This window comes from Marinobacterium sp. xm-a-152, from assembly GCF_013282965.1.
Lineage (GTDB): Bacteria > Pseudomonadota > Gammaproteobacteria > Pseudomonadales > Balneatricaceae > Marinobacterium_E.
This window is the reverse complement of record NZ_WBYI01000009.1, coordinates 92,127-103,032: the sequence shown is the minus strand read 5'-3', so window position 1 is coordinate 103,032 and position 10,906 is coordinate 92,127. Positions and strand designations below refer to the sequence as shown.

The following is a 10,906-nucleotide window of genomic DNA, read 5'->3' as shown; positions in this document are numbered from 1 at the left end:
AGCCCTCAACCACCCTGCCACAAGAACTGTTTTACCTAACATGAAAGCTTGTTATTATCTGCTTTAAAGCGGGCCAACATGGCCCATCAGTACCGCAGAGTGACCTATCTCACCGAAGCGGATTCGTTTCACCACCTTAAAGGCGTTGTGGATGAAATTTCGTTTCCCTGTCGTCATCATTGACGAAGATTTCCGTTCTGAAAACATCTCTGGCTCAGGCATTCGTGACCTTGCAGCCGCTATTGAAAAAGAGGGTATGGAGGTTGTCGGCTTAACCAGCTACGGCGATCTTACAGCATTTGCTCAACAGGCGAGCCGCGCCAGCTGCTTCATCATCTCTGTCGATGATGAGGAGTTTGATTCGGGTGAAACGGATGATCTGTCCGACGAAGTACTGAATAACATCCGCGACTTTATTAGCGAAGTTCGCAAGCGTAATAACGAGATCCCAATCTTCTTGTACGGTGAAACTCGTACCTCTCGTCATGTGACGAATGATATTTTGCGTGAGCTTCACGGCTTCATCCATATGTTCGAAGACACTGCCGAGTTCGTTGCACGCCACATTATTCGTGAAGCGAAAAAGTACCTCGAATCACTAGCACCGCCCTTCTTCAATGCGTTGATGAACTACGCAAGCGACTCTTCATACTCTTGGCACTGCCCAGGACACTCGGGCGGTGTTGCCTTTTTGAAAAGTCCGGTTGGGCAGATGTTCCACCAATTCTTCGGGGAGAACATGCTGCGTGCCGATGTCTGTAATGCGGTTGAAGAGCTTGGACAGCTTCTGGACCACACAGGCCCTGTTTCAGATTCAGAGCAGAGTGCTGCGCGCATATTTGGCGCTGATCATCTCTTCTTTGTCACTAACGGTACCTCGACGTCGAACAAAGTAGTCTGGCATTCAACCGTTGCCCCTGGCGATATTGTGGTAGTGGATCGTAACTGTCATAAATCGATTCTGCATTCGATCATCATGTGTGGTGCGATACCGGTCTTCCTAATGCCAACTCGTAACCACTACGGCATTATCGGACCGATTCCAAAGAGTGAGTTTGATCCCGAGACGATTCGTCGCAAGATCGAAGAGAACCCCTTTGCTCGTGAAGCACTGAACAAAAAACCTCGCGTACTGACACTGACGCAATCGACCTATGATGGCATTCTCTACAACGTAGAGACGATCAAAGCGATGCTGGGCGACACCATTGATACGCTGCACTTTGACGAAGCTTGGCTGCCTCACGCAGCATTCCACAAGTTTTACAACCACATGCACGCGATTGGCGGCACAGAGAGCCGTGAACGCTCTGACGACACCCTGGTGTTTGCAACACAGTCAACGCACAAACTGTTGGCAGGTTTGTCACAGGCCTCTCAGATCCTAGTACAGGACGCTAAGAACCGTAAGCTGGATACCTTCCGATTCAACGAGTCCTACCTGATGCACTCATCGACCAGCCCTCAGTATGCGATCATCGCCTCTTGTGATGTTGCCGCTGCGATGATGGAGCCTCCCGGTGGTACAGCACTGGTCGAGGAGTCCTTGTATGAAGCGATCGACTTCCGTCGCGCCATGGTTAAGGTTGAAAAAGAGTTTGGTGAGAACGACTGGTGGTTCAAGGTTTGGGGGCCTCAGAAGTGGGATGATGAAGGTCTTGGCGATCGTGATGCTTGGGTCATCCATGAAGAAGACACTTGGCACGGCTTTGGCAAGATTGAGTCTGGCTTTAACATGCTCGACCCAATTAAGGCGACCATTATCACACCGGGATTGAACATCCATGGTGAGTTTGATGAGCACGGCATTCCCGCGGCGATTGTGAGCAAATACCTTGCAGAGCACGGCATTATCATTGAAAAAACGGGACTCTACTCATTCTTCATCATGTTCACCATCGGCATCACTAAGGGCCGCTGGAACTCCATGGTGACTGAACTTCAGCAGTTCAAAGATGACTTTGATAACAACCTACCCATGTGGCGGGTTATGCCTGAATTTGTCGCACAGCACCCTGAATATCAGCGCATTGGTCTGCGTGATCTTTGTCACTCACTGCACGACATCTACCGCAAGTACAATGTCGCAAAAATCACGACAGAGATGTACCTCTCTAAGATTGAGCCTGCTATGACACCGGCAGATGCCTGGTCGAAGATGGCGCACCGTGAAGTTGAACGTGTCTCAATCGATGAACTAGAGGGTCGAACCACCGCCATGCTCGTGACACCTTACCCACCGGGCATACCACTGCTTATACCGGGTGAGCGCTTTAACTCAACCATCGTTGACTACTTGAAGTTTGTTCGCGAATTTAACGCCCAGTTCCCTGGCTTCGAAACAGACTGTCACGGACTAGTGCGAGAGAACATAAACGGCGTCGACCACTACTACATCGATGTCGTAAAAGACTGATTCAACAAGACGAGATAACGGCACCTTCGGGTGCCGAATTTTTATGAAAATAGAGTTCGAAAAATCCATCACCACTGAACAAGCCGGCAGCAATGTCACCGACTTTCTGGCGCAAGAGACCGCAATCTCCAAACAGAAAATTAAGGACGCACTGAGTAAAGGTGCCTGCTGGCTGAAGCGTGGCCAAAAAGGTCGTAAGCGCCTGCGTAAGGCCAAGGAGATTCTGCAAAAAAACGATCGGATCTCTCTCTTTTACGATTCTGAACTCTTAGGCCGTAAACCAGAAGGCGCGCAATGTTTGGTGGATGCTCAAGGTTACTCTGTCTGGTTCAAACCAGCCGGTATGGTTGCACAGGGAAATGACTGGTGTGATCACCTTGCCATTACTCGTTTAGCCGAGCAAACACTTGAACCGAAACGCGCTTCGTTTTTAATACACCGTTTGGATCGTGAAACGGCAGGTCTGATCGTGATCGCTCATAAACAGGGTGTTGCAGGCGCCATCTCGCGCGAATTCCAAAACCGTAAGGTTGAAAAATTTTACCGCTGTCTTGTCTCAGGGCAGGCACCCGAGTCCGGTGAAATCATCAATAAACTGGATGGCAAACCGGCCCATACCAAATTCACCCGACTGCACTACAACTCCGATCGTGACTATTCGGATCTCTATGTAGAGATACTGACCGGGCGAACACACCAGATCCGACGTCATCTCAATCAGATCGACCACCCTGTTATGGGTGATCCACGCTACGGAAGTGACAACAAAAACCTAGCAGGCATGCAGTTATTTGCTGTCAAATTGGCATTCAACTGCCCTATTCAACGCCGCAAAGTCACGTTTGAACTCTCCAACGAGTTTTTGAAACAGCACAGCAACTCGGAGTTGTCTGACGCAACGCCTTAACAAAATTGCCAAGACAGTTGGGTGTAGCATCAAGGGCAGATGACAGGCTAAAGCCAGTCACTGGTTTAGCGACTTGGCTTCGGAGCTGCGGTGACTGGCTTTCAGCCTGTCATCCGCCAGACCAGCCACTCAATAGATATCGCCAACCACTGCGCAAAGCCTTACAATACTCGGCTGACCTATTTGGATGGAATCATGTTCGACAAAAAGACCAAAGCCCAGATCCGCGCCGAGCTTGAACAGCAAGTTCAGGATTTTCTGCGCTCTGGTGGCGAGGTTAAAGAGATTCCTCAGGGTCAGAGTGGAGTTCCGCACGGAGGACTGATACGCCCCGTCTTTAATGACGGCAAACCGCGCGAGTCGAGAACCCCCTGCGAGGGTGTGTTGCAGACCATCGATGCAAGACGCCTAATCAAAGAGCGCCCTAAATTAGCTAGAAAACTGAGTAAACCTAAACGCAAAGTCATTTACGACGATTTCGGAGAGCCTATCCGAGAAGTTTGGGAGTAAGAAACCTGCGAACAAGTCCCGCAGAGAAGATGCGAAACTTATTCGCAGATTCCCTAGGTCAGCGATTCATTAAATCCAGTGTGAATCTGAGTCGCTCCACCGCACTCTCCATCTCCAGTGCTTGCTGCAAATAGTGAGCATCAAATCGAATTAATCCAAACAGCTCAAAACTGAACGCTTGTGGCGATTTTGTTAACCACTCCTCTTGATTGAGAATGTCTCTCAATTTATTGGCCGCTCGGCTATCACCTTGCACCATTGCCAGTACACGATGGCGCACCTTATCAACCAGCTCAATCGCTTCTGATAACTCATCTTCAGTCATCTCACGATCAGCCATTGGTTGACACTCATACACCGAGTAGGGAATCTGCTGCAGTGATTGACCCAAACGGTATCGCTGATCGATATGGACATCCACCACTAGACGCCCATCATCTAACTGCTTAATCAGCTCGCACTGACCAGCACTAAACACTGTGTAGGGTCGATAGGTTGCTTGGTTTGTCTGCAACGCCTCTTTCAGAGGCAATCCCGATTTGGCAGGACTGATCTCTTTTTGTGTGTGACAAATCGCTACCGGCATACCTGTCTCCAAACAGTGATTGATCATCTGTCGGTAACGAGGTTCAAATACATGCAACGGAAACACTGTGCCAGGAAAGGTGACACAGTCGGGAATGGGAAAAATGGCGATTTGAGTCACGCAGCCTCCTTAAAGTAGTTAAAGAGATTACGCAACTCAATTAGGGTCGGACTACTTAAACTCGGTGACTGGCTTTCAGCCTGTCTTCCGCTCTACAAAATAGTGCCAAATGATAGTGCAGATGACAGACTAAAGTCAGTCACTGGACCTGGATTGGCGTCGCGGCCTTTTTAAGACCGCTCCAACTATCCCCTACTTACTTCGCCAGACCGACTTTAAGGGCCAGTTCGGCCGTACGGTTCGCGTAGCCCCACTCATTGTCATACCAGAGGTAGAGTTTCACATGAGTGTCGTTAACCACCATGGTCGAGAGCGCATCGACGACACTTGAACGAGGATCCGTCTTGTAATCGATCGAAACCAGTGGACGCTCTTCATAGCCCAAAATGCCTGCTAAATAGCTCTCTGATGCGGATTTAAGCAAATGATTAACCTCTTCAACACTGGTCGCTCTGTTGACCTCAAAGACACAGTCTGTAATCGATGCATTGGTTAGAGGTACACGTATCGCGTGGCCGTTCAACTTACCTTTTAGGTCTGGGAATATATGCGTAATTGCCGTCGCCGAACCGGTTGTGGTGGGAATCAAACTGGTACCACAAGAGCGAGCACGACGCAGATCTTTGTGCGGAGCATCAATAATAGTCTGGGTATTGGTAATATCATGAATGGTCGTCATAGAACCGTGTTTAATACCTAAATTCTCATGAATTACCTTCACCGCAGGTGCTAGACAGTTGGTAGTACAAGAGGCGGCTGTCACAATTCGATGCTGCTCAGGGTCAAATAGGTCATCATTCACCCCCATGACACAGTCCAGCACACCCTCTTGCTTGACCGGCGCAGTGACGACGACACGCTTAACCCCTTGATCAAGGTAGGGCTGGAGTGCCTCTTTTGATTTGAACTTCCCTGACGCCTCTATGACCAGGTCACAGCCACTCCAGTTGGTCTCATCAATGGTCTTGTGCGAGCTAACGGCAATGAACTGATCTGCCACCTGCATGCCACCATCAACGGGAAGTGCCTCTCTGCTCCAACGTCCATGAACGGAATCGAAATTCATAAGGTGAGCCAAGGTTGCCGCATCCCCAGCGGGATCATTGATCTGAACAATCTCCACATCCGCACTATCAAACAGTACACGAGCTGTCAGACGGCCCATTCGACCAAACCCATTGATACCAACGCGCATAAAATACTCCTTCATAAGATGACAGAATTATTTCAGCGTTTTGTTACAAATTGAAGACAAATGAATCTTTTGACACATATCAATGCGGCTATATTAGAAAGGCGTAATCTACAGTTAACCAAACAAACAGAAGGAGCAAGCAAATGGCTGCTATTTCAAAAGATCACACACCGGCAACTGTATGGGCACTGGATCTAGTCTTTCTACTGATCGCGATTTCACCCGCCCTAATTTTTGTAGGCTCACTGATCGCAGGTTAATGGTCGATAAGGGTTAACTGCCCATAGGATAAAAGGTCAGCGGATGCTGGCCTTTTTTGTGGAAAAAAAAAGCACCCACTGCGGGTGCTGAATTGTGCTGCTAATAATAGGAATCGAACTAGACAGCCAAGGGACAATCACAAATTAAAACTAGCATCTAAATAGAGCCTCTGCGACCGCAACTGTGCTGACTGTCCCTATTGTCTTAATACCGTTTTTCATAAGAACCTGACTTCACATCATGCAAACGCTTATAGACTGTTAGCAGAGAGTGATGAGTGTTTAGGTTAGAGAGTGTCTCATCAAGCCCGGACAGAGCATCGAACAGCTTCTCTCCAGCAATATTAGCCAGAGCTTCTTGGTATAGCGCTTCACCATAGAGCGCAACCAATGGGCGTTCATACTGTTCTCGTTCACGATTGGAATCTATCTCTAATCGTATCAATTCAGAAAGACAGCGGTGCAATTTAATCTCATCGTCTGTTAGGTGACCAAAGTTTAACATCCAGTCAACTTGCTCTAGGGCTAACTCTAACTCGCCAGACTTAAGCGCGAGCTTGAACTTAATATCCCCAATGCGAACACGATCCCAGGGCGAATCAGAGTCCGTTGCGACCCCTAACAGCTTAGCAAGACGCTGTTGATCATCAAATCCACCCTGCTCTAACTCTTCCAACAGATCCAACGCCATCTCCTGATCAAGTTGAGCGGGCGATAACAGTCGTGATCGCAGAGGCGCAGCTAGATTGTTGTTTCGCCAAATTAACTCATCAACAGGATAGATCTCTGACATCCCTGGGACCAAAATCCTGCAACAATCGAGCCCAAGGTGTTGATAGTCAGCAATATAGATCTGTAAATCTACGCCATGAATGATTCGACAGAGCTCGTCAAACTCATCCTCAGAACTTCCCTCTATATTCCACTCGGTAAAGGGGTAATCAGGCTCATCGGCGAACATATCCCATGCGACAACCCCACTGGAGTCGATAAAGTGCGTCTCCAAGTTTTGAGGCTCTGCCGCCTCATCAATATCAAAGGTTGGGTGCGGGAAATCGTTCAGAGAGTCCAAAGCCCTACCCTGCAACAACTCAGTGACGGTTCGCTCCAGTGCAATTTCAAACTTAGGGTGAGCACCAAATGAAGCGAAACAGCCACCATCATTGCGATTAAAGAGCGTGACATTTACCAGAGGGTATTTTCCCCCAAGAGAGGCGTCACGCACATCAACCAAAAATCCTTGAACACGCAGTGCTTTGATGGATGCTTCGATGCGAGGATATTGTGCAATCACCTTAGCCGGAATGCGCGGCAGTGTAATACCGCTGGAGATAATGGTGTTCTTTATATGACGCTCAAAAATCTCAGACAGCGCTTGAACGCGCGCTTCAAAGAGATTATTGCCGGCAGCCATACCATTGGAGACATAGAGATTCTCCAACACATTGACTGGAAACCAGACTGTCTGTTTATCCGACTGACGAACAAAGGGTAAAGCGCACACACCCCTATCAGCTCGACCCGAGTTTAGGTCTACCAACATATCGGCACTGAGCTCCTCATCAGGGTCGTAGTGATTTCGGCTGTTTTGATCCAGCAGGCCTTCTGGCCACTGACCGGCAGAGGCTGGGAACCAGCGCTCATTGGGATAGTGAACAAACTCACGATCGGAAATGTCTTGACCGAAAAAGTAATCGGCAAAAAAGTAATTAGTACTCAATCGTTCATAGAACTCGCCCAGCGCACTGGCAAGACAAGCTTCAGGAGTAGACCCTTTACCGTTAGTAAATAATAGTGGGCAGTGACGATCACGAATATGCAGTGACCAGACGTGAGGCACAGGATTGAGCCAACTCACCTCCTCTATGTCAAAACCAAGATCCTTCAGCCCCTGACTCATGCGCTCGATCGACTCTTCAAGCGGGGCATCTTTTCCTGGAATTCTGGTCATTTTTTGTACTCTTTGTGGACTAACAGAGGTGTCAGCTAACTTATTATTTATTCGAAAGATTATACCTGAAGAAATAGTAGGAAAAAGTTCAAATGAGCGCTTGACGAAGGTCCGCCCCGTAATTAGTATATGCGCCCTCAGTTGAGCAAACAGTTCCTCGATAGCTCAGTTGGTAGAGCAGTAGACTGTTAATCTATTGGTCGCTGGTTCGAGTCCAGCTCGAGGAGCCAACTTTACTCAACAAGAGAAAAAGTCGGAGTATAGCGCAGCCTGGTAGCGCATCTGCTTTGGGAGCAGAGGGTCGTAGGTTCGAATCCTACTACTCCGACCACTTTTTCTCACTCCTCGTCGGAGTATAGCGCAGCCTGGTAGCGCATCTGCTTTGGGAGCAGAGGGTCGTAGGTTCGAATCCTACTACTCCGACCATCTCTTTGTGCCGGTATAGCTCAGTTGGTAGAGCAACTGACTTGTAATCAGTAGGTCCCGAGTTCGACTCTTGGTGCCGGCACCATTTACTACCTCTTATCACCGTTCATTTTTTCTTTAAGCACTCTGCGAACATAGCCACTTTTATAGGCATTTTTAAGGTATAGTGCTCGCATGAATATTAAGCTCATTACCTTATCCCTTGCAGCCCTGACTCTTCAAGGCTGTGTACTTACTAAAGTCGTGACGGTACCTATGCGCGTTGGTGGGGCAATCATCTCTGTTGTACCCGTGGTCGGTGACCCAATTGACGAGTCAATCGACACCGTGGCGGATGGAATTGACAAAATCCCGATTTAAAATTGCTCTAAATCAGACAAAGATGTTCTTTTTCTGACACCCTACTAAACACTCTCTAAAGTACAGGCATTAGACCCAATCTGGAGAGTGTTATGCTACCTGCCGTAAACAATATTCTTTACGCATCAGACATTAATGATGGCTCACGCCCTGCGTTTCGACACGCTGTTAAACTCGCCGAGCTGTACGATGCCAAACTCACCTACTTGCACGCCGTAGAGAAGATCAGTGACGGCGCAGCTGCTGTTCTACAAAATGTCATCGATCGTGATGAGCTTAATGAGTTAGAGAGAAGTGGCTCTGCCCGTTTGATGGAAAAAGTGGAACAACGCATCAAAGCGTTTTGCGAGGACGAGGTTCCAGAAGGGTCCATTAATCCGAGCGACATTGCCACCTGCGTCGATCAAGGCACACCTTGGCAAGTCATCATCGATACAGCTGACAAGATCAATGCGGATATGATTGTCATGGGTGTACGGACCCATGCGACCCTTCAGCACATGTTATTGGGCTCAACGTCACGCAAAGTCATGAGCCACAGTGTAATACCTGTGTTGATCGTCCCTTTAAGCTAATAGTTAGCGATTAAACAGACGCTGCTCAAACTGATGATTGAGTTGAGCGTCTGTCTCTTTGAGATCAGTTACAACACTAAACCGAGTCACCTCACCATGCGTGAACGGAAAATTAGCCGTGTACATGATGCGCATCCCTTCATAAAACTCACGCATCTCCAATACCACGTCTCCTGTTGATCCTGACACTCTTACCTTTGGATCCTCAAATTGATAAGAACCGAAGGTCACAGGATCAACGCAAGTGATCGTCAAGTAGCCCAATGAGGGCTTACGTTCGAATCCATATAGATCTGCCACATGTTCGGAAAGCTCTTCACTCGCAGAAACATAGGTTTTAACCTTACAATCTTCTGCCCATACACCGGTTGAAACAAAGGCTAAAGAGCCAGCAAATAGTGAAGCAATTACCTGTTTTTTCATAACAATCCTTACTAGCGACCTAAACTGTAAAATTCATCATTAGGGCGCAAACTCATGACATTGGCCATGCGATTAGAGAAGCCAAACAACCCTGTGATTGAAGTGATATCCCAAATATCATCATCACTGAACCCCTGAGCATGCAGCCTATCAAAGTCTGCCTCACCGACCTCATTAGCTGATTGAGCTACCTTCATGGCAAAGTCCAACATAGCGCGCTGGCGTTCAGTAATATCTGCTTTACGGTAATTAGCGACTATCTGATCGGCAATCAATGGATTTTTCGCACGTATTCTCAAAATTGCGCCGTGCGCAACAACACAGTATTGGCACTGATTAAGACTACTAGTGGCTACCACAATCATCTCACGCTCAGCCTTTGTCAGCCCCGATTCCCGCTCCATAAGCGCATCGTGATAAGCAATGAACGCACGGAACTCGTCTGGCCTCCTAGCCAATGCCAGAAAAACATTAGGAACAAAACCGGACTTTTCCTGAACCGTTAAAATAAGATCACGGATATCCTCAGGTAGATCCTTTATATCAGGGGTACTAAAAACACTAATCTGATTACTCATTAGAAGAGACTCATATTCTAAATTTTTACTATTTATACCAGAAACATGATCTGTGCTGTATTGAACTGATTCAATCAGTGCTAGGATAAATCTATAGGATAAAGTAGATAGAACAATGACAGATGACACCCGAAAGCCAAGAATACTTATAGTTGAAGACGATGAATTTTCTCAAGATTTCATCAGTGGAGCCCTAGATACACTGGCTGAAGTGAGTATCGCAAACAGTGGCGAACAGGCGCTTCAAAAATTGAGTGACACCGGTCAATTGCCAGATTTAGTGGTTGTCGACATTGTCATGTATGCAATGAACGGTATCGAGATTACCCGTTATATTCGCCATGATTTGAGTGAATATAAAATACCTGTCTTTGTTCTGTCTTCACACGCTGATGCAGCAATGGAGAGAATTGCCTACAGTGCTGGTGCTACCGTGGTGTGTAAGAAAGGACTATCATCACAAGCTTTGTTACAGCGCATTCGCGGGCTTCTGGATATTTCATTTAATCCCCACTCTTAAGAAACATTGCGTACACAGGTATATTGGACCGTCAATAACTACTAAAAATCTTATTCCAACCGCACTACTCATTGCACTA

11 protein-coding genes and 4 tRNA genes are annotated in these 10,906 nt (G+C 47.6%); 10 read left to right on the top strand and 5 right to left on the bottom strand.

Annotated elements, in window-relative coordinates; all coding sequences use genetic code 11:
- The first annotated feature begins 151 nt into the window (after positions 1-151).
- The 3 genes from XMA152_RS10040 to XMA152_RS10030 all read left to right on the top strand — a co-directional run bounded on the left by XMA152_RS10040 (position 152) and on the right by XMA152_RS10030 (position 3,833).
- Entirely contained in the window at positions 152-2,416 is a 2,265-nt protein-coding gene (locus tag XMA152_RS10040; RefSeq protein WP_173481107.1) for an Orn/Lys/Arg decarboxylase N-terminal domain-containing protein, read from the top strand.
- A 43-nt stretch (positions 2,417-2,459) separates the two neighbouring features.
- The gene (locus tag XMA152_RS10035) at positions 2,460-3,323 is read left to right on the top strand and encodes an RluA family pseudouridine synthase (protein ID WP_173481108.1); all 864 of its coding nucleotides are present in this window, start codon (positions 2,460-2,462) and stop codon (positions 3,321-3,323) included.
- Between the two features lie 195 nt (positions 3,324-3,518).
- Positions 3,519-3,833, top strand: a complete 315-nt coding sequence (locus XMA152_RS10030; RefSeq protein WP_173483509.1) for a hypothetical protein — start codon at positions 3,519-3,521, stop codon at positions 3,831-3,833.
- Positions 3,834-3,891: 58 nt separating this feature from the next.
- Here the strand turns inward: XMA152_RS10030 and XMA152_RS10025 are convergent, their stop codons facing one another.
- The 3 genes from XMA152_RS10025 to ycaO all read right to left on the bottom strand — a co-directional run bounded on the left by XMA152_RS10025 (position 3,892) and on the right by ycaO (position 7,945).
- A complete protein-coding gene (locus XMA152_RS10025; RefSeq protein ID WP_173481110.1) occupies positions 3,892-4,539 on the bottom strand; it encodes an LON peptidase substrate-binding domain-containing protein in 648 nt (215 codons plus the stop codon).
- 196 nt (positions 4,540-4,735) lie between these two features.
- Positions 4,736-5,734: an ArsJ-associated glyceraldehyde-3-phosphate dehydrogenase gene (locus XMA152_RS10020; RefSeq protein ID WP_173483508.1), complete on the bottom strand. Its 999-nt coding sequence runs from the start codon at positions 5,732-5,734 to the stop codon at positions 4,736-4,738.
- Positions 5,735-6,199: 465 nt separating this feature from the next.
- Positions 6,200-7,945, bottom strand: a complete 1,746-nt coding sequence (ycaO, locus tag XMA152_RS10015) for a 30S ribosomal protein S12 methylthiotransferase accessory factor YcaO (RefSeq protein ID WP_173483507.1) — start codon at positions 7,943-7,945, stop codon at positions 6,200-6,202.
- A 154-nt stretch (positions 7,946-8,099) separates the two neighbouring features.
- Here ycaO and XMA152_RS10010 point away from each other — a divergent pair.
- From XMA152_RS10010 to XMA152_RS09985, 6 genes are all read left to right on the top strand, one after another.
- A tRNA-Asn gene (locus XMA152_RS10010) sits at positions 8,100-8,175 on the top strand.
- A gap of 24 nt (positions 8,176-8,199) precedes the next feature.
- Positions 8,200-8,276, top strand: a tRNA-Pro gene (locus tag XMA152_RS10005).
- Between the two features lie 18 nt (positions 8,277-8,294).
- A tRNA-Pro gene (locus tag XMA152_RS10000) sits at positions 8,295-8,371 on the top strand.
- Positions 8,372-8,380: 9 nt separating this feature from the next.
- Positions 8,381-8,456: transfer RNA gene (locus tag XMA152_RS09995), tRNA-Thr, on the top strand.
- Between the two features lie 89 nt (positions 8,457-8,545).
- Positions 8,546-8,731, top strand: a complete 186-nt coding sequence (locus XMA152_RS09990; protein WP_173481113.1) for a DUF6726 family protein — start codon at positions 8,546-8,548, stop codon at positions 8,729-8,731.
- A gap of 92 nt (positions 8,732-8,823) precedes the next feature.
- Positions 8,824-9,306 (top strand): universal stress protein, encoded by a 483-nt coding sequence (locus XMA152_RS09985; RefSeq protein ID WP_173481114.1) that lies wholly within the window; start codon positions 8,824-8,826, stop codon positions 9,304-9,306.
- 3 nt (positions 9,307-9,309) lie between these two features.
- Here XMA152_RS09985 and XMA152_RS09980 read toward each other — a convergent pair whose 3' ends face one another.
- The gene (locus XMA152_RS09980) at positions 9,310-9,729 is read right to left on the bottom strand and encodes a DUF4426 domain-containing protein (RefSeq protein WP_173481115.1); all 420 of its coding nucleotides are present in this window, start codon (positions 9,727-9,729) and stop codon (positions 9,310-9,312) included.
- 11 nt (positions 9,730-9,740) lie between these two features.
- Positions 9,741-10,307, bottom strand: a complete 567-nt coding sequence (locus XMA152_RS09975; protein ID WP_173483506.1) for a peroxidase-related enzyme — start codon at positions 10,305-10,307, stop codon at positions 9,741-9,743.
- 115 nt (positions 10,308-10,422) lie between these two features.
- Between XMA152_RS09975 and XMA152_RS09970 the strand changes: the two genes are divergently transcribed.
- The gene (locus tag XMA152_RS09970) at positions 10,423-10,827 is read left to right on the top strand and encodes a response regulator (RefSeq protein WP_173483505.1); all 405 of its coding nucleotides are present in this window, start codon (positions 10,423-10,425) and stop codon (positions 10,825-10,827) included.
- Positions 10,828-10,906 lie beyond the last annotated feature (79 nt).

Coding starts and splice junctions, on each gene's coding strand:
- XMA152_RS10040 (WP_173481107.1), top strand. CDS start 152: ATGAAATTTCGTTTCCCTGTCGTCATCATTGACGAAGATTTCCGTTCT.
- XMA152_RS10035 (WP_173481108.1), top strand. CDS start 2,460: ATGAAAATAGAGTTCGAAAAATCCATCACCACTGAACAAGCCGGCAGC.
- XMA152_RS10030 (WP_173483509.1), top strand. CDS start 3,519: ATGTTCGACAAAAAGACCAAAGCCCAGATCCGCGCCGAGCTTGAACAG.
- XMA152_RS10020 (WP_173483508.1), bottom strand. CDS start 5,734: ATGCGCGTTGGTATCAATGGGTTTGGTCGAATGGGCCGTCTGACAGCT.
- ycaO (WP_173483507.1), bottom strand. CDS start 7,945: ATGACCAGAATTCCAGGAAAAGATGCCCCGCTTGAAGAGTCGATCGAG.
- XMA152_RS09990 (WP_173481113.1), top strand. CDS start 8,546: ATGAATATTAAGCTCATTACCTTATCCCTTGCAGCCCTGACTCTTCAA.
- XMA152_RS09985 (WP_173481114.1), top strand. CDS start 8,824: ATGCTACCTGCCGTAAACAATATTCTTTACGCATCAGACATTAATGAT.
- XMA152_RS09980 (WP_173481115.1), bottom strand. CDS start 9,729: ATGAAAAAACAGGTAATTGCTTCACTATTTGCTGGCTCTTTAGCCTTT.
- XMA152_RS09975 (WP_173483506.1), bottom strand. CDS start 10,307: ATGAGTAATCAGATTAGTGTTTTTAGTACCCCTGATATAAAGGATCTA.
- XMA152_RS09970 (WP_173483505.1), top strand. CDS start 10,423: ATGACAGATGACACCCGAAAGCCAAGAATACTTATAGTTGAAGACGAT.